The sequence below is a fragment of the Rhizobium sp. 10N414 genome, assembly GCF_056394785.1.
The window spans coordinates 33,402-50,176 of sequence record NZ_JBFTIN010000025.1 but is presented as its reverse complement, the minus strand read 5'-3'; the positions used below and the strand labels follow the sequence as shown (position 1 = coordinate 50,176).

17 protein-coding genes are annotated in these 16,775 nt (G+C 60.0%); 14 read left to right on the top strand and 3 right to left on the bottom strand.

Features of this window, described 5'->3' with window-relative positions:
• The first annotated feature begins 44 nt into the window (after positions 1-44).
• Together AC1DE4_RS20960 and kdsA are read left to right on the top strand one after the other, a co-directional pair.
• Positions 45-929: a VOC family protein gene (locus AC1DE4_RS20960; protein ID WP_112666918.1), complete on the top strand. Its 885-nt coding sequence runs from the start codon at positions 45-47 to the stop codon at positions 927-929.
• Positions 926-1,771: a 3-deoxy-8-phosphooctulonate synthase gene (gene kdsA, locus AC1DE4_RS20955; RefSeq protein WP_477882759.1), complete on the top strand. Its 846-nt coding sequence runs from the start codon at positions 926-928 to the stop codon at positions 1,769-1,771. Before AC1DE4_RS20960 ends, kdsA begins: the two co-directional genes overlap by 4 nt.
• 20 nt (positions 1,772-1,791) lie before the next feature.
• Here the strand turns inward: kdsA and AC1DE4_RS20950 are convergent, their stop codons facing one another.
• Positions 1,792-3,636 carry a methyl-accepting chemotaxis protein gene (locus AC1DE4_RS20950; protein ID WP_477882757.1) on the bottom strand — a complete coding sequence of 615 codons (1,845 nt, stop codon included), beginning with the start codon at positions 3,634-3,636 and terminating at the stop codon, positions 1,792-1,794.
• A 415-nt stretch (positions 3,637-4,051) separates the two neighbouring features.
• On the opposite strand from AC1DE4_RS20950, the gene eno reads away from it, so the two are divergent.
• The 12 genes from eno to AC1DE4_RS20890 all read left to right on the top strand — a co-directional run bounded on the left by eno (position 4,052) and on the right by AC1DE4_RS20890 (position 14,916).
• Positions 4,052-5,326, top strand: coding sequence for a phosphopyruvate hydratase (gene eno, locus AC1DE4_RS20945; RefSeq protein WP_025659026.1), 1,275 nt, complete (start codon positions 4,052-4,054; stop codon positions 5,324-5,326).
• 141 nt (positions 5,327-5,467) lie between these two features.
• Positions 5,468-5,788, top strand: a complete 321-nt coding sequence (locus tag AC1DE4_RS20940) for an FtsB family cell division protein (protein ID WP_007532419.1) — start codon at positions 5,468-5,470, stop codon at positions 5,786-5,788.
• 146 nt (positions 5,789-5,934) lie between these two features.
• Positions 5,935-6,981, top strand: coding sequence for a pyruvate dehydrogenase (acetyl-transferring) E1 component subunit alpha (pdhA, locus tag AC1DE4_RS20935; protein ID WP_025659025.1), 1,047 nt, complete (start codon positions 5,935-5,937; stop codon positions 6,979-6,981).
• Positions 6,982-6,998: 17 nt separating this feature from the next.
• On the top strand, positions 6,999-8,381 hold the full coding sequence (locus AC1DE4_RS20930; RefSeq protein ID WP_477882754.1) for a pyruvate dehydrogenase complex E1 component subunit beta: 1,383 nt from the start codon (positions 6,999-7,001) through the stop codon (positions 8,379-8,381).
• A gap of 18 nt (positions 8,382-8,399) precedes the next feature.
• On the top strand, positions 8,400-9,728 hold the full coding sequence (locus AC1DE4_RS20925; protein WP_477882752.1) for a pyruvate dehydrogenase complex dihydrolipoamide acetyltransferase: 1,329 nt from the start codon (positions 8,400-8,402) through the stop codon (positions 9,726-9,728).
• A 19-nt stretch (positions 9,729-9,747) separates the two neighbouring features.
• The gene (locus AC1DE4_RS20920) at positions 9,748-10,389 is read left to right on the top strand and encodes an SGNH/GDSL hydrolase family protein (protein ID WP_477882750.1); all 642 of its coding nucleotides are present in this window, start codon (positions 9,748-9,750) and stop codon (positions 10,387-10,389) included.
• A 2-nt stretch (positions 10,390-10,391) separates the two neighbouring features.
• Positions 10,392-10,973, top strand: coding sequence for a GNAT family N-acetyltransferase (locus AC1DE4_RS20915; RefSeq protein WP_018858803.1), 582 nt, complete (start codon positions 10,392-10,394; stop codon positions 10,971-10,973).
• A 15-nt stretch (positions 10,974-10,988) separates the two neighbouring features.
• Complete coding sequence (lpdA, locus tag AC1DE4_RS20910; RefSeq protein ID WP_477882748.1) at positions 10,989-12,434, top strand: dihydrolipoyl dehydrogenase; 1,446 nt, start codon at positions 10,989-10,991, stop codon at positions 12,432-12,434.
• Positions 12,435-12,555: 121 nt separating this feature from the next.
• Positions 12,556-12,804, top strand: a complete 249-nt coding sequence (locus AC1DE4_RS20905; RefSeq protein ID WP_025659020.1) for a GlsB/YeaQ/YmgE family stress response membrane protein — start codon at positions 12,556-12,558, stop codon at positions 12,802-12,804.
• A 42-nt stretch (positions 12,805-12,846) separates the two neighbouring features.
• Complete coding sequence (gene lipA, locus AC1DE4_RS20900) at positions 12,847-13,818, top strand: lipoyl synthase (RefSeq protein WP_477882746.1); 972 nt, start codon at positions 12,847-12,849, stop codon at positions 13,816-13,818.
• Positions 13,819-13,890: 72 nt separating this feature from the next.
• Positions 13,891-14,463, top strand: coding sequence for a P-loop NTPase family protein (locus AC1DE4_RS20895; RefSeq protein WP_477882744.1), 573 nt, complete (start codon positions 13,891-13,893; stop codon positions 14,461-14,463).
• Between the two features lie 9 nt (positions 14,464-14,472).
• On the top strand, positions 14,473-14,916 hold the full coding sequence (locus AC1DE4_RS20890; RefSeq protein ID WP_025659017.1) for a type II toxin-antitoxin system RatA family toxin: 444 nt from the start codon (positions 14,473-14,475) through the stop codon (positions 14,914-14,916).
• Here the strand turns inward: AC1DE4_RS20890 and AC1DE4_RS20885 are convergent.
• Together AC1DE4_RS20885 and AC1DE4_RS20880 are read right to left on the bottom strand one after the other, a co-directional pair.
• Positions 14,907-15,407 carry a CinA family protein gene (locus AC1DE4_RS20885; protein ID WP_025659016.1) on the bottom strand — a complete coding sequence of 167 codons (501 nt, stop codon included), beginning with the start codon at positions 15,405-15,407 and terminating at the stop codon, positions 14,907-14,909. The genes AC1DE4_RS20890 and AC1DE4_RS20885 overlap by 10 nt on opposite strands.
• 1 nt (position 15,408) lies before the next feature.
• Entirely contained in the window at positions 15,409-16,620 is a 1,212-nt protein-coding gene (locus tag AC1DE4_RS20880) for a bifunctional 2-C-methyl-D-erythritol 4-phosphate cytidylyltransferase/2-C-methyl-D-erythritol 2,4-cyclodiphosphate synthase (RefSeq protein ID WP_477882741.1), read from the bottom strand.
• Positions 16,621-16,775 lie beyond the last annotated feature (155 nt).

Sequence of the window (16,775 nt, the reverse complement as noted above, 5' to 3'; positions counted from 1 at the left end):
CCTGTTGCCCGGCGCACATCTTCGCAAATTCCGGAGAAGTTGCCATGAGCGAAGCACATCCGCTGGACCACATCGTGCTGCCGGTTCCAAATATCAGGCTCTCACGCGAGCGTCTCGGAAAGCTGGGATTCACCGTCGCGCCCGACGCCCGGCACCCGTTTGGGACCGAGAATGCCTGCATATTCTTCGCCGACGAAACTTATCTGGAGCCTCTCGGGGTCGCTAATGCCGAACTGCATGAAGCTTCGGCGCAGAAAGGCAATGTCTTCACCGCGCGGGACCGTGCCTTTCGATTCCGATGTGGAGACGATGGCCTGTCTGCCGTGGTCTTTGCGACGGCGGATGCCGATCGCGACCATGCCCGATTTCTGTCCGAAAAGATCAATGGCGGCGAGATGCTGCAGTTCGAGCGGCCGATGAAGATGCCCGATGGCTCGGAGGTGACGGCCGCATTCAAGCTCGCCTTTGCAGTTGACCTGCGCGCTCCCGATTTCTTTTTCTTCACATGCCAACGTGTCAACCCGCTGCCAGCCGACCGGAAAGCCCTGCAAGTGCATCCAAATGGGGTGGTTGGGATCGCAGAGATCGTGCTTGGGGCACCCGACCCCAAGGCGTTTGGACCATTCCTGCGCGCCGCCGCCCACAGCTTGGGAACGACCAATGAGGCCTTCGGTGTGAGTGTGACAACTCCGAATGCCAGAGTGAGTGTTCTCTCCCCGGATGGACTGGACGCCTACTTCGACATCCCTGCGCCTTCCGACGATCGCGGTCTGCGTGGTGTTGCCATCGTTTTCAAAGTCGGCGATCTCGCCGTGACAGAAGCGCAATTGGCTGCTAACGGGATGACCTATACGCGCAAGAACAATCGAATTCTGGTGAAGGCCGCGCCCGGACAGGGCGCTCTCTTCGCCTTCGAGGAGAAACGATGAGCCAGACAAATTCCGAAGTCGTGGTCGGCGAAGGCGCCGGCCGCGTCACCTTTTCGAATTCCGGCAAGCTGTCGCTGATTGCCGGGCCTTGTCAGATGGAGAGCCGCGAGCATGCCTTCATGGTCGCCGGTGTGCTGAAGGAACTCTGCGACAAGCTTGGTCTCGGCCTCGTCTACAAGTCCTCCTTTGACAAGGCGAACCGGACGTCGCTGTCAGCGCAGCGCGGTATCGGCCTCGAAACGGCGCTTGAAGTGTTCACCGATCTCAAGAAGGAATACGGCTTTCCTGTCCTGACCGACATTCATACCGAAGAGCAGTGTGCCGAGGTGGCCACCATCGTCGACATCCTGCAGATCCCAGCTTTCCTCAGCCGTCAGACCGACCTGCTCGTTGCCGCCGCCAAGACCGGCCGCGTCATCAACGTCAAGAAGGGGCAGTTCCTCGCGCCCTGGGACATGAAGAACGTCCTCAACAAGCTGAATTCGAGCGGAAATCCGAACATCTTGCTTTGCGAACGCGGTGCTTCCTTCGGCTACAATACGCTGGTCTCCGACATGCGATCGCTGCCTATCATGGTGGCGATGGGCGCCCCCGTGGTCTTCGACGCCACGCATTCGGTCCAGCAGCCGGGCGGGCAGGGCGGTTCGAGCGGAGGGCAGCGCGAGTTCGTGGAGACGCTCGCGCGTGCGGCGGTCGCCGTCGGCGTCGCTGGCGTATTCGTGGAAACCCACGAAGATCCTGACAATGCGCCTTCGGATGGTCCCAACATGGTCTATCTGCGGGATATGCCGCGGCTTCTCGAAAAGCTGCTGGCCTTCGATGCGATTGCCAAGGCGGGATAAATGGATGGACGTGCACGCTGTCAACCGGCGAGCGCCAACCTCGTCTTTGTGGGATATGCCGATCCTGCCGTCCTCTCCGTGCCTTCGAGAGCGAAGCGGGAGAGCAGGTGATTGAGGTGTAGCGCCTCGTTGCCAAGCTCGCGGCAGGCTGCGCTGGTTTCCTCCGCCATCGCGGCGTTTTGTTGGGTGACGCTGTCCATGGTGTTGACGGCGGCATTGACCTCGACGAGCGCGGTCGTCTGTTCAGAGGAAGAGCGCACGATCGCCTCGATGAGCGTCGTCACCTTCAGCACCTGCTGATCGATACTGTTCAAGGCTTCGCCGGTGCGGTTCACCAAGGCAACGCCGGTTGACACCTGACTGGACGAAGTCTCGACCAACTGCTTGATTTCCTTCGCCAGCTTGGCGGAGCGGCCGGCGAGGTCGCGCACTTCTTGCGCCACGACGGCAAAACCCTTTCCGGCCTCGCCTGCACGAGCGGCCTCAACACCAGCATTGAGCGCGAGCAAGTTGGTCTGGAAGGCGATCTCGTCGATGACGTTGATGATTTCGCCGATCTGCACGGATGATGCTTCGATCTTCTCCATCGCAGCTACGGCCTCGTGCACGACAGTTGCCGAATAGCTGGCGCTTTCCTTCGTCACCGTCATCATCGCGTTTGCTTCATGGGCGCGTTCCGACGAGTTTTTGACCGTAACCGTGATCTGATCTAACGCCGAGGCTGCCTGCTCCAGCGATGCGGCCTGATGTTCCGTTCGCCGGGCCAGATCATCCGTGCTTGTTGCGATTTCGCTGGTGCCAGTCCTGACCGTAGTGGTTGCTGTCGCGATATCCCTCATTGTGCCGGAAAGCGTGCGGACGCTCGAATTGAACTGCTCGCGTAGCCTCTCGTAGTCTGGCGCGAACGGTTCGTTGAGCTGGACGGTGAGGTCGCCGCGGGAAAGACGGTCCAGGCCGCGGCTTAGGCTCACGATGATGCGTTCGCGGCCGGCATCCTCATCAGCCTTGGAGGCGGCCAGCGCCGCATCGCGCTGGGCTTGGGCCAGGCGCTCCGCATCCTGGTGTTCGCGGATTTTGTTCCGTTCTTGCGCCGATTCGCGAAACACGGTGACGGCGCGTGCCATTTCGCCAATTTCATCGACACGGTGGCTGAAGGGGACTTGCTTGGAATAGTCGCCGCCCGCCAGGATCGCCATGTAGTCGCGCATCGCCGAAAGTGGCACGATTGCGCGCCGGCGGAAGGCGTAGAGGCCGCCAAGAAGCAGGCAAAGCGAGACCGCCGCAGATGCAACCGTAATCGCCGAGAGAATGCTTGTCTGTTCGGCCGCGTCTTTTTCAGCCTTTGCCAGGAAAGCGTTCGCCATATCAACGAGCTGGTTGACCGCCGTTTCGTGGATATGAAAATTTGTCGCAAGCTTCTCGAAGGCTGTCGGGATGACCGCAGAGTCGTGGTTAAGGATGGCGGGCGCGAGTTCGTCCTGCATCACCTTCCAGAACGTATCGCCTTTGATGAGGACGTCGTTCAGAAGCTTTTCCTTGAGGTCTGCGCTGAGCGCGGTTGCCTGCCAATACTTGCGGCGATCCTCATAGGCGGGCTTCAGGACATTCTGAATGCGGTCGATGTTCTTTCCGGCGACCTCCGGGCGCTGCACCGCCTCGAGTGCAAGCATGTAGGATTCAACGACATAGAGGGGCGGCGGCAGAATATCGGCAACGAGATCCTTGCCGTAGACGATTTGCCGGTACATCTCGCCGTTCACGCGTAGCTTATTGAAGGCGTAGTTTTGTATGCTGATCGAAGCAATGAGCCCGGCGGCGACGACCACCGCGAAGATGGCAAGGCTTCGTGCAATATTGAGTTTCATCCTATGCCCCGTAAATTGTAATAGTGAACGACGTCGTTTCTGAAACCATTGGAAATTTTCGAGCAGCAGCTACGGATCGTGGCAGGCGGCTTGGCCGCATAAGGAAGCGCATCATGCAATAACGCCTGCCGAAGAAGGTGTTATTTCCTTTCGGCCATTAACTATAAATGTGATTGGTTACTGGTCGATAAATTTGCAACCAGCTTGAAAGTCAAAATTTATATTTCCAAAACTTCAGGTTTTGAAAGTTGATAAGCGTTGTCTCGAACCAACGGCCGGGGCGTGGCTTCAAAAGCCTGACATATTCACCCGTTAGGGCCGTGGCATGCCATCTGTCGTCAGTGTGGCATTGTAATTTGTGTGCCTTCGATTAAACAGGCTTCCAACGTTATCACCCACCGAGCAGGAAGAACCGATGACTGCAATTACCGACATTATCGCCCGCGAGATTCTCGACAGCCGTGGCAATCCGACTGTCGAAGTCGATGTCTATCTCGAAGACGGCAGCATGGGCCGTGCGGCGGTGCCGTCGGGCGCTTCCACCGGTGCTCACGAAGCTGTTGAAGTTCGCGATGGTGGCAATCGCTATCTCGGCAAGGGTGTTGAAAAGGCTGTCGAAGCCGCCAACACCGAAATCTTTGACGCGATCGGCGGCATTGATGCCGAAAACCAGATCCAGATCGACAACATCATGATCGAACTGGACGGCACGCCGAACAAGTCGCGCCTCGGCGCCAACGCCATCCTCGGCGTATCGCTCGCGGTTGCCAAGGCTGCTGCCCAGGCCGCCGGCCTGCCGCTCTACCGTTATGTCGGTGGCGCCAGCGCCCACCTGCTGCCGGTCCCGATGATGAACATCATCAACGGTGGCGCGCATGCCGATAACCCGATCGACTTCCAGGAGTTCATGATCCTGCCGGTCGGCGCCGATTCCATTCGCGAAGCCGTTCGCATGGGTTCGGAAGTTTTCCACGTCCTCAAGAAGGAACTGTCGGCTCAGGGCCACAACACCAACGTCGGCGACGAAGGCGGCTTCGCACCGGGCCTGAAGAGCGCCCCTGAAGCCCTCGACTTCATCATGAAGTCGATCGAGAAAGCCGGCTACAAGCCTGGAGACGATATCTGCCTTGGCCTCGATTGCGCCTCGACGGAATTCTTCAAGGATGGCAAGTACGTTCTCGAAGGCGAAGGCCGCACGCTGGAGCCGGGCGCCATGGCAGAATACCTCGCGCAGCTCGCGGGCCAGTATCCGATCGTCTCGATCGAAGACGGCATGGCCGAGGACGATTGGGACGGCTGGAAGGCGCTGACCGATCTCGCTGGCAAGAAGGTTCAGCTGGTCGGCGATGATCTCTTCGTCACCAACTCGGCTCGCCTGCGCGACGGTATCAAGATGGGCGTCGCCAACTCGATCCTCATCAAGGTCAACCAGATCGGCTCGCTGACGGAAACGCTCGATGCCGTCAACACCGCGCACAAGGCAGCCTACACCGCCGTCATGTCGCACCGTTCGGGCGAAACCGAAGATTCGACGATTGCCGATCTGGCGGTTGCCACCAACTGCGGTCAGATTAAGACCGGCTCGCTGTCGCGCTCGGACCGCCTCGCCAAGTACAACCAGCTGATCCGCATCGAAGAAGGTCTTGGCCCGCAGGCCCGCTATGCCGGTCGCTCGATCATCCGCGGCTAATTGCGCCTGATTTCAACCACTTCGACCCGCGCCTTCGAAAGGCGCGGGTTTTTTCTTGCCCGATTTTTCATAGTCAACGGACAGTTAATCTCTGCCCGGTAGTCTTGAGCGCATCGAGGTAATGCGTTCGAGCGTGCGTTTATGTGGACAAAGCATCACAAGAAGAAAAAGATCGGTCGTTTCGTGGTTCCCGCGATGACGGTCGCGTTTCTCTCCTACTTCGGCTATCATTGCATTCATGGTGATTACGGTCTGAGGGCAACCGAGGGGTTCGAGCGCCAGCGGATAGCGCGCGAAAGGGAGTTGGCGGTTCTGAAAGGCAAGCGCGAGCATCTTGAAAAGCAGGTCGCGCTGCTGAGCGACGGTTCGATGGACAAGGACATGCTGGACGAGAAAGCGCGTCTTCAGCTTAATGTTTCTCGCGCCGATGAGATCGTCATATTCAATCACTATTCGAATTAACTGAAATTCAGTTAATCGAAATAAAGCGTTATTTATCAGTGATTTACTGATGAATACGAGCCATGCATTTATGGCATTGCTGTGGCTAAATTTCTTCCCTATGGTGTGCGCCACCAAAGAACCGACAAACCCATAGGGAGGGTTGAATGGCGCCGCGAAAAACCGCGACCGTTTCCAGCCGTAAAACTAGCGCAAAGCCGGCAAACAAGGCCTCGAATGGTGGTCCTGTCGCTGATTTCACACGCGACGAGGAGCTCAAGGCCTACCGCGAAATGCTGCTGATCCGCCGCTTCGAAGAGAAGGCCGGGCAGCTCTACGGCATGGGCTTCATTGGCGGCTTCTGTCACCTCTACATCGGTCAGGAAGCCGTCGTCGTCGGCATGCAGATGGCGCAGAAAGAAGGCGATCAGGTTATCACCGCCTATCGCGATCACGGCCATATGTTGGCGACCGGCATGAGCGCGCGTGGCGTCATGGCCGAACTGACCGGCCGCCGTAGCGGTTATTCGCGTGGCAAGGGCGGCTCGATGCACATGTTCTCGAAAGAGAAGCATTTTTACGGCGGTCACGGCATCGTCGGCGCCCAGGTTTCGCTCGGAACGGGTCTCGCTTTCGCCAATCGCTACCGCGGCAACGACAGCGTTTCCGTCGCTTACTTCGGTGACGGTGCTGCGAACCAGGGCCAGGTCTACGAGAGCTTCAACATGGCTGCTCTCTGGAAGCTCCCGATCATCTACATCGTCGAAAACAACCGTTACGCCATGGGCACCTCGACTGCCCGCGCGACCGCGCAGTCGAACTACTCCCTGCGTGGCTCCGGCTTCGGCATCCCCGGCATCCAGGTCGATGGCATGGATGTCCGCGCCGTGAAGGCCGCAGCCGACGAAGCCCTCGAGCATTGCCGCTCCGGCAAGGGTCCGATCATCCTCGAGATGCTGACCTACCGCTATCGCGGTCACTCGATGTCCGACCCGGCGAAGTACCGCACGAAGGAAGAAGTGCAGAAGATGCGCTCCGAGCAGGATCCGATCGAGCAGGTGCGTGCGCGCCTCCTTGAGAAGGGTTGGGCCTCGGAAGACGATCTGAAGGCGATCGACAAGGATGTCCGCGATATCGTTGCCGACAGCGCCGACTTCGCCCAGTCCGATCCTGAGCCGGATGCATCCGAGCTCTACACTGACATTCTGCTCTAATCGGGGAGGGACGACCCATGCCAATCGATATTCTCATGCCCGCCCTCTCTCCGACGATGGAAGAAGGCACGCTTTCCAAGTGGCTCAAGCAGGAAGGCGACACCGTCAAGTCTGGTGACGTGATCGCCGAAATCGAAACCGACAAGGCAACGATGGAAGTCGAAGCCGTCGATGAAGGCGTCATCGGCAAGCTCCTGGTTCCGGCCGGCACAGAAAATGTGAAGGTCAATGCCAAGATCGCGGTCCTGCTTCAGGACGGCGAATCGGCGTCCGACATCTCTGCCGCACCTGCCGCGCAGCCCGCACCTGCCGCTGCCGGCCCGCGGGCGGAAGAAAAGCCTGCTGCCGCTGCTGCTCTGGTTCCGGCCGAGCCGAAGGCTGCCGTGCCGAACGATCCGGAAATTCCGGCAGGTACGGAAATGGTCTCCATGACTGTTCGCGAAGCGCTTCGCGATGCCATGGCCGAAGAAATGCGCGCCGACGACAGCGTCTTCGTCATGGGCGAAGAAGTTGCCGAATACCAGGGCGCGTACAAGGTCACCCAGGGTCTTCTGCAGGAATTCGGCGCCCGCCGCGTCATCGACACCCCGATCACCGAGCACGGCTTTGCCGGCGTCGGCGTCGGTGCTGCCATGTCCGGTCTGAAGCCGATCGTCGAGTTCATGACCTTCAACTTCGCCATGCAGGCGATAGACCAGATCATCAACTCCGCCGCCAAGACGCTCTACATGTCCGGTGGCCAGATGGGTGCTCCGATCGTCTTCCGCGGCCCGAACGGTGCAGCTGCCCGCGTCGGTGCCCAGCACAGCCAGGACTACTCGGCATGGTACAGCCAGATCCCGGGCCTCAAGGTCGTCATGCCCTACACGGCGTCCGACGCAAAGGGTCTGCTCAAGGCTGCCATCCGCGATCCGAACCCTGTTGTCTTCCTCGAGAACGAAATCCTCTACGGTCAGCATTTCGATGTGCCGAAGCTCGATAATTTCGTTCTCCCGATCGGCAAGGCTCGCATCCATCGTCCGGGCAAGGACGTCACGATCGTCTCCTTCGGCATCGGCATGACCTATGCCACCAAGGCCGTCGCCGAACTCGAAAAGATCGGCATCGATGCCGAGCTGATCGATCTGCGCACGCTGCGCCCGATGGACCTTCCGACCGTGATTGAATCGGTCAAGAAGACCGGCCGTCTGGTCACCGTCGAGGAAGGCTATCCGCAGAACTCGGTCGGCACCGAAATCGCTACCCGCGTCATGCAGCAGGCCTTTGACTACCTCGATGCGCCGGTTCTCACGATCGCCGGCAAGGACGTTCCGATGCCCTACGCCGCCAATCTCGAGAAGCTCGCACTGCCGAGCGTCGCCGAGGTCGTCGATGCCGTAAAGGCCGTTTGCTACAAGTAACAAGGGGAGGGTATTTCGATGCCTATCAACATCACGATGCCTGCCCTCTCTCCGACGATGGAAGAAGGCAATCTGGCCAAGTGGCTCGTCAAGGAAGGCGACACGGTCAAGTCGGGCGACATCATTGCGGAAATCGAAACCGACAAGGCAACGATGGAAGTCGAAGCCGTCGATGAGGGCACGGTTGCCAAGATCGTCGTTCCTGCCGGCACGGAAGGCGTCAAGGTCAATGCCTTGATCGCCGTGCTTGCTGCCGATGGCGAAGATGTATCCGCTGCTGCAAGCGGTGCAGGCTCTGCCGCACCGGCGCCGAAGGCTGCTGAAGCCCCGAAGACGGAAGCAGCGCCGGCAGCACCGGCTCCGGCTGCTGCCGCACCGGTTCCTGCAGCCGCTCCCGCAGGCGGAAATCGCACCTTCTCCTCGCCGCTTGCGCGTCGACTCGCCAAGGAATCCGGTATCGATCTCTCGGCCATATCAGGCTCCGGCCCTCACGGCCGCGTTGTCAAGAGCGATGTCGAAGCGGCCGTGTCAGGTGGTGGTGCAAAGGCTGCTCCGGCTGCTGCTGCTCCGCAGGCTGCCGCACCGGCTCCTGCTGCAGCCCCGAAGGGCGCATCGGACGAGAGCGTTCTCAAGCTGTTCGAACCGGGCTCTTACGAGCTCGTGCCGCATGATGGCATGCGCAAGGTCATCGCCAAGCGCCTCGTCGAGTCCAAGCAGACTGTGCCGCACTTCTACGTCACCGTGGATTGCGAGCTCGATGCACTGATGTCTCTGCGTGCCCAGCTGAACGATGCCGCTCCCCGCAAGGATGGTGCGCCGTCCTACAAGCTGTCGGTCAACGATATGGTCATCAAGGCTATGGCGCTGGCTCTGCGCGATGTTCCGAATGCGAACGTCTCCTGGACCGAAGCCAACATGGTCAAGCACAAGCACGCCGATGTCGGCGTTGCCGTCTCGATCCCTGGCGGCCTGATCACCCCGATCATCCGCAAGGCCGAGGAGAAGACCCTGTCGGCCATCTCCAACGAGATGCGTGATCTCGGCAAGCGCGCCAAGGATCGCAAGCTGAAGCCCGAAGAATACCAAGGCGGAACCAGCTCGGTCTCCAACATGGGCATGATGGGCGTCAAGCAGTTCGCAGCCGTCATCAACCCGCCGCATGCAACGATCCTCGCAGTCGGCGCAGGCGAGCAGCGCCCCGTCGTCAAGAACGGCCAGCTGGCTGTCGCAACCGTGATGACGGTCACGCTGTCGACCGACCATCGCTGCGTCGACGGCGCGCTTGGTGCGGAACTGCTGCAAGCGTTCAAGGGTTACATCGAAAATCCGATGGGTATGCTCGTCTGAGACCGGAGCGGAGGCGGAAATGACGAAGACCGTTCTTTGCTATGGTGACTCGCTGACTTGGGGCTATGACGCCGACACGATCGGACGTCATGCCTACAAGGATCGTTGGCCAAGTGCGCTTCAGGCGGCACTCGGCAACGAAGTGCGGATCATCGCCGAAGGATTGAATGGGCGAACCACCGCCTTCGACGACCATCTCGCCGACTGCGACCGGAATGGCGCACGCATCCTTCCGACGATTCTGCAGAGCCATGCGCCGATTGATCTCGTCATTTTGCTGCTCGGCACCAACGACATGAAGCCTGTCGTGGCGGGTTCGGCCTTTGCCGCCTGCCAGGGCATCGCCCGGCTGGTGCGGTTGATCCGCAACCATGCCTGGCCCTTCGAATTCGACGGTCCGGACATCCTGATCGTCGCGCCGCCGAAGGTGCGTGAGACGGCAAACGTGCCATTTGCGGCATCGTTCGTCGGCGCTATCGAGAAGTCGGCGAAGCTTCCGACCCTTTATCGTGATCTCGCGGACGAGCTCGGCTGCGGCTTCTTCGACGGCAATTCAGTGGCGAAGACGACACCTCTCGACGGTATTCACCTCGACGCTGAAAATACCCGCGCTCTCGGGCGCGGCATGGAATCGACTGTGCGGATGATGCTGGGGCTTTGAGCATGGGATCCTTCGCTTCGCTTCGTCCCGCGACGCGGGAGGATGCGACGGAGCTGGCTTTACTCACGGACATCGCTTCCCATGGTTTCGCCTCCTGGCTCTGGCTGGTGGAGCTTGGAAACGGTGGGGGCGATACGCCGATGGAGCGTGGACGGCAGAAGCTGCGTGGCGACCAGGGGCAAGGCAACTGGAGCGACGCCGTGATTGCAGAAGCCCATGGCGAGATCGCGGGAGCCGCGATCGGCTACGGTCTCGGCGAAGGCATACGGAATATCGAGGCGGATCGCCCGGCGCTGAAGCCGGTCATCGATCTGCAGAAAATGGTGGTGGGAAGCTGGTTTGTCGGAACGCTCGGTGTCTACAGCCATCTGCGTGGCATCGGGATCGGTCGACGGCTTCTCATGGATCAGATTGAGCGTGCGGAAAATGCGCCGGTCAGCCTGATTACCGCAGGTTACAACGAGGCGGCTCTGTCGCTTTACAAGAAGAATGGATTTTCGGAGGCGGCGCGAACGAATGCCGTGGCCTTCTTCGAAAACGGCAGGAAACACGAGTGGGTGCTTCTCACCCGCGACGCCCGATAGCAAAGGCAGGGAAACATGGCTGAGAACTACGACGTCATCATCATCGGCTCCGGACCCGGGGGCTATGTCGCCGCTGTGCGCGCCAGCCAGCTCGGTCTCAAGACCGCGATCGTCGAACGCGAGCATCTGGGCGGCATTTGCCTGAACTGGGGCTGCATTCCAACCAAGGCTCTGCTCCGCTCGGCCGAAATTCTCGACCATTCCAATCACCTGAAGGACTACGGTCTCGTGCTGGAAGGCAAGGTCAGCGCCGACGTGAAGGCGGTCGTTGCGCGCTCGCGCGCCGTCTCCGCACGCCTCAACGGAGGCGTCGGCTTCCTGATGAAGAAGAACAAGGTCGACGTGATCTGGGGCGAGGCCAAGATCACCAAGCCGGGTGAGATCGTCGTCGGCAAGTCGTCGAAGCCGATCGTCGAGCCACAGCATCCCGTGCCGAAGGGTGTCAAGGGCGAGGGCACTTACACCGCCAAGCACATCATCGTTGCAACAGGTGCGCGTCCCCGCGCCCTGCCGGGCATCGAGCCGGACGGTAAGCTGATCTGGACCTATTTCGAAGCGCTGAAGCCGGATGTACTGCCGAAGTCGTTGATCGTCATGGGCTCGGGCGCGATCGGCATCGAATTCGCAAGCTTCTATCTGTCGATGGGCGTGGACGTGACGGTGGTCGAAGTCTTGCCTACCATCATGCCGGTCGAGGATGCGGAAGTTACTGCGATCGCCCGCAAGCAGATGGAAAAGCGCGGCATGAAGATCTTCACGAGCGCCAAGGTCGCGAAGGTCGAAAAATCCGCCAACAGCATCACCGCGCATGTCGAGACGTCGGATGGCAAGATACAGCAGATCACGGCGGATCGCATGATTTCGGCTGTCGGCGTGCAGGGCAACATCGAAAACCTCGGCCTTGAGGCAGTTGGCGTCAAGACGGATCGCGGCTGCGTCGTCATCGACGGTTACGGCAAGACCAACGTTCCTGGCATTTACGCGATCGGTGACGTCGCCGGCCCGCCGATGCTCGCTCACAAGGCGGAGCACGAAGGCGTCGTCTGCGTCGAGAAGATCGCCGGCCTGCCGAACGTTCATGCGACCGACAAGGGCAAGGTCCCGGGCTGCACCTACTGCAACCCCCAGGTTGCCTCCGTCGGTCTCACGGAAGCCAAGACCAAGGAATTGGGCCGCGACATCCGTGTCGGTCGCTTCTCCTTTGCCGCCAACGGCAAGGCGATCGCGCTTGGCGAAGATCAGGGTCTCTGCAAGGTCATCTTCGACAGGAAGACCGGCGAGCTGCTCGGCGCCCACATGGTTGGCGCTGAGGTCACCGAGCTCATCCAGGGCTTTGTCGTCGCAATGAACCTAGAGACCACGGAAGATGAACTTATGCACACGATCTTCCCGCATCCGACGGTTTCCGAAACGATGAAGGAAGCGGTTCTGGATGCTTATGGTCGTGTCCTGAACGCTTGATCGTTTCCTCCCTATTGTCGAAGGTGGAAAAAGCAAAAGCCGATCATCATGTTTATGGTGTGTCGGCGCCATCATCGTGGTTCTGATTGCAAGGGCGATATCGTAAAGAGGCGAGGGCAGGATGGAAGGCGTAGGCTGGATCGCAGCGATCATCATTGGCGGCTTTGCGGGTTGGCTCGCGGGCAAGCTGATGGAGGTTCGCTACGGAGTATTGCTCAATATCGTGCTCGGCATCGTCGGCTCGGTGGTCGCAACTGCGATTCTGGCGCAATTTCATATAGAGGTGGCCGGCGGCAGGCTCGGTTACTTCATCACGGGTTTTCTCGGTGCCTGCTTGCTGATATTCGTCGCGCGGCTCGTCCGCCGATAGATAGGGCTTTTGCCGCATGGAGCGGCGGAGATTTGAACTGCCATGGTAACCATTCTCGATACGATCAATCCTGATACCAAGCGTGTGCGGCATCCCGAAAAGGCCCATCGGCCTGACCAGGAGGTCCTGCGCAAGCCGGATTGGATCCGCGTCAAGGCGCCAACCTCCAAGGGATACGCAGAGACGCGCTCGATCGTGAAGGAGCACAAGCTCGTCACCGTCTGCGAAGAGGCTGGTTGCCCCAATATCGGCGAGTGCTGGGACAAGAAGCACGCGACCTTCATGATCATGGGCGAGATCTGTACCCGCGCTTGCGCCTTCTGCAACGTTGCGACCGGCAAGCCGAATGCGCTTGACATGGCCGAGCCGGAGAATGTCGCCAAGGCGGTGAAGGAGATGGGGCTCTCCCACGTCGTCATCACTTCGGTAGACCGCGATGATCTCGAAGACGGCGGCGCCGAGCATTTCGAGAAGGTGATCTGGGCGATCCGTGCTGCCTCGCCGACGACGACCATCGAAATCCTGACGCCCGACTTCCTGAAGAAGCCCGGTGCCCTGGAGCGCGTCGTTGCCGCAAAGCCCGACGTCTTCAATCACAACATGGAAACGGTTGCCGGCAACTACCTGACGGTTCGTCCGGGAGCTCGTTACTTCCACTCCATCCGCCTGCTGCAGCGAGTGAAGGAACTGGACCCCACCATGTTCACCAAATCGGGCATCATGGTCGGTCTCGGCGAGGAACGAAACGAAGTGCTGCAGCTGATGGACGACTTGCGGACCGCAGACGTCGACTTCCTGACCATCGGCCAGTACCTGCAGCCAACCCGCAAGCACCACGCGGTGATGAGCTTCGTTACGCCTGACGAATTCAAGTCCTACGAGACGGTCGCCTATACCAAGGGCTTCCTGATGGTGGCTTCGAGCCCGCTGACGCGTTCGTCGCACCATGCCGGCGACGACTTCGCACGCCTGAAGGCCGCACGCGAGAAAAAGCTGCTGATCGCAGCGGAATAATCAACGAGCGCTTGCATTTTTCAAAAGCCGCGGCGATCTTCCCGCGGCTTTTTGTTTGCAGAGGCGACGAGAATGCCGGCTTATATCGACGATATGCGCAAGGTTGCCGGACTGCTGCGCCAGTCCGAGCGCATCATGGTCATCGGCTGCTCCGGCGGCGGCAAGAGCACCTTGTCGCGAAAACTCAGCCGCAAGCTCGATCTTCCTTATTTTTCCATGGATAAAGAGTTCTTCTGGCTGCCGGGCTGGGTCAAGCGCCCGAAAGAGGAAGAGCGCCATCTGATCGGTAACGTCGTCGCCGGCGAACGTTGGCTCATGGACGGAACCGGCCCATCCACCTTCGATATTCGTGTCCCCCGCACGGAGCTGGTCGTCTGGGTACGCATGCCGCGCTGGCTTTGTCTGTGGGGAATCTGCAAACGCGCGTTCCTCCATCTCGGAAGGACGCGGCCAGACATGGCGCCCGGATGCCTGGAGCGAGTGCCGGACCGGGAGTTTCTCACTTACATCTGGATGTTCGAGAAGCGGTTCGCGCCCCTGGTGATTGCTGCTCTCGACAAGCATGGCCCGAATGTTCCGGTTTTTCAGCTGAAAAGCCGGCGGGAGGTGAACCACCTTCTTGATCTTCTCGGCGCTCCTACTTAACTGCCGATCATGCCTCAGTTCGAAACGCATCACTCCGTCCCGCATTCCGCCGATCAGATGTTCGATCTCGTCGCCGACATCGAGCATTATCCCCAGTTTCTTCCGCTCTGCGAGGCGCTAAGCATTCGCAGCCGCAAGGAACGTGACGGCAAGGTTCTGCTGATCGCCGATATGACCGTCGGTTACAAGGCGATCCGCGAAACCTTCACGACGCAGGTGCTGTTGAACCGGGCCGAGCGCCTCATCGAGGTCAAGTATATCGATGGACCATTCCGCTATCTCGACAACCGCTGGCGTTTCGAGGAGACGGCAACAGGCTCCAACATTCACTTCTTCATCGACTACGAGTTCAAGAGCCGCATCCTGGGGGCAGTCATGGGGTCGATGTTCGATCGCGCCTTCCGCATGTTCTCGGAAGCCTTCGAAACGCGGGCGACGAAGATTTACGGCTGAGCCAGTTCCTGGATCATGCCAAGCGCGGTCCTGACCGTCGCAAGCCGCACCTCACCGCGACCGATGTCGCCGTAGAGCATCTTCCGATGAATAAGCCCGCCAGAGCGCGACTTGGCCGCGAGGTGGACGAGACCGACCGGTTTCTCCACCGATCCACCGCTTGGCCCGGCAACGCCCGTTACGGCGACGGCAATGGCCGCGCGGGAGCGGAAGAGGGCGCCGTGCACCATTTGCCGCGCCGTCTCCTCCGAGACCGCGCCGAAGCGGATCAGCGTTTCTTCCTGCACGCCAAGCATCTCCATCTTGGCGGTATTGGTATAAGTGACGAAGCCTCTGTCCACGACAGAAGACGATCCTGAGATTTCCGTGAGCGCGCCAGCGATCAGTCCGCCGGTGCAGGATTCTGCCGTCGAAACCATCAGCCCCGCCGACGTGAAATCGCGAATGATCGCTTCTGCTTGCACGATGATGTCGTTCGGGAAGGTGCTCATCTCATGTGCTCCGATAGGCGACGGTTGCCGTGGCGATCGCGGCGATGCCCTCGCGCCGGCCGACAAAGCCGATCTTCTCGTTGGTCGTCGCCTTGACTGAGCAGCGGTCGATCGAGATGCCCAGGAACTCGGACAGCTTGGCGCGCATCTCGTCGCGATGCGGCCCGACTTTCGGTGCTTCGGCGATCAGCGACACGTCGGCGTTCATGATGGCGCCGCCACGCTCGCGCACGATCTTTGCCGCATGTTCGATGAAGATGCGCGACGGCGCGCCCTTCCACTGCGGATCAGATGGCGGAAAATGATCGCCGATGTCGCCCGCTCCACAGGTCGCAAGCAGTGCGTCAGTCAAAGCGTGGAGCGCTACGTCCGCGTCGGAGTGACCCTTGAGCTTCTGGTCATGCGGTATGAAGACGCCGCAGAGTGTTACGCCGTCGCCCGGCTCGAGCTGATGGACGTCGTAGCCGTTGCCGGTGCGCACATCGGGGAGCGCCTGTACCGAAAGTCTGCTGTCTGCCATTGCGATGTCCCGTTTGACCGTCAGTTTTACATTGTCCGCCAGACCCTCGACGATCCGCACCGGAATACCGGCCCATTCGGCAATGGCGGCGTCGTCGGTGAAATAGGTGAGATTTGCCACGGCCGCCTTTTCGTGGGCGGCAAGGATGGGCTCGAAGGCGAAAGACTGCGGCGTTTGCGCTGCGTAGAGATGATCGCGGGAAACGGTGTCGAGGACCGTTCCATCATGATCTGCTCGCTTCAGCGTGTCGGCGACGGGCATGGCGGGGAGAATTGCCGGCACGCCCTCCGAGAGCAGGCCAGCGATGCGATCGAGAAGCGCATGATCGAAGAAGGGCCGCACTGCGTCGTGGATCAGAACATGCGAGATATTCTTGCCGCGCAAAAGGCGCAGTCCCGCTAAGACGGATTGTTGGCGCGTAGCGCCGCCGTGAACCGCATCGATCGGCGTGCCGGACTGGACCTGCCCGGCAGCCTTAGCAAACAGCGCCTCGTCGTCGGGGTGAATGACCACGACGATGTGGCGGGCAAGCTCCCAGCTGGCGAACTTCTCCAGTGTGTGAGTGATGACAGGCCTGCCGCCAATCGCCCGATACTGCTTCGGTCCCTCTTCGGAGGCGCCCGCGCGTTCGCCGCGGCCGGCCGCGACGACGACGATACCTATTGCTGGTTGCTTTTGATGCATTTGCGGCATAAATCCTCAAAGCGCGATTTTTACACCGGTGCTTAGCGGCTTGGCGCATCGAATTCCAGCATTTGCTCGAAAAATGTCAATTCGCGCACTGCCCTCTTGGCAAGCCATTCAAACCTGTCTAAAAATAGTGCACGCATTTTGCGTGCCTGAAAGAT

Excerpts from the sequence above, each read along its gene's own strand:
- AC1DE4_RS20960 (WP_112666918.1), top strand. The coding sequence starts at position 45 with ATGAGCGAAGCACATCCGCTGGACCACATCGTGCTGCCGGTTCCAAAT.
- kdsA (WP_477882759.1), top strand. The coding sequence starts at position 926 with ATGAGCCAGACAAATTCCGAAGTCGTGGTCGGCGAAGGCGCCGGCCGC.
- AC1DE4_RS20950 (WP_477882757.1), bottom strand. The coding sequence starts at position 3,636 with ATGAAACTCAATATTGCACGAAGCCTTGCCATCTTCGCGGTGGTCGTC.
- eno (WP_025659026.1), top strand. The coding sequence starts at position 4,052 with ATGACTGCAATTACCGACATTATCGCCCGCGAGATTCTCGACAGCCGT.
- AC1DE4_RS20940 (WP_007532419.1), top strand. The coding sequence starts at position 5,468 with ATGTGGACAAAGCATCACAAGAAGAAAAAGATCGGTCGTTTCGTGGTT.
- pdhA (WP_025659025.1), top strand. The coding sequence starts at position 5,935 with ATGGCGCCGCGAAAAACCGCGACCGTTTCCAGCCGTAAAACTAGCGCA.
- AC1DE4_RS20930 (WP_477882754.1), top strand. The coding sequence starts at position 6,999 with ATGCCAATCGATATTCTCATGCCCGCCCTCTCTCCGACGATGGAAGAA.
- AC1DE4_RS20925 (WP_477882752.1), top strand. The coding sequence starts at position 8,400 with ATGCCTATCAACATCACGATGCCTGCCCTCTCTCCGACGATGGAAGAA.
- AC1DE4_RS20920 (WP_477882750.1), top strand. The coding sequence starts at position 9,748 with ATGACGAAGACCGTTCTTTGCTATGGTGACTCGCTGACTTGGGGCTAT.
- AC1DE4_RS20915 (WP_018858803.1), top strand. The coding sequence starts at position 10,392 with ATGGGATCCTTCGCTTCGCTTCGTCCCGCGACGCGGGAGGATGCGACG.
- lpdA (WP_477882748.1), top strand. The coding sequence starts at position 10,989 with ATGGCTGAGAACTACGACGTCATCATCATCGGCTCCGGACCCGGGGGC.
- AC1DE4_RS20905 (WP_025659020.1), top strand. The coding sequence starts at position 12,556 with ATGGAAGGCGTAGGCTGGATCGCAGCGATCATCATTGGCGGCTTTGCG.
- lipA (WP_477882746.1), top strand. The coding sequence starts at position 12,847 with ATGGTAACCATTCTCGATACGATCAATCCTGATACCAAGCGTGTGCGG.
- AC1DE4_RS20895 (WP_477882744.1), top strand. The coding sequence starts at position 13,891 with ATGCCGGCTTATATCGACGATATGCGCAAGGTTGCCGGACTGCTGCGC.
- AC1DE4_RS20890 (WP_025659017.1), top strand. The coding sequence starts at position 14,473 with ATGCCTCAGTTCGAAACGCATCACTCCGTCCCGCATTCCGCCGATCAG.
- AC1DE4_RS20885 (WP_025659016.1), bottom strand. The coding sequence starts at position 15,407 with ATGAGCACCTTCCCGAACGACATCATCGTGCAAGCAGAAGCGATCATT.
- AC1DE4_RS20880 (WP_477882741.1), bottom strand. The coding sequence starts at position 16,620 with ATGCCGCAAATGCATCAAAAGCAACCAGCAATAGGTATCGTCGTCGTC.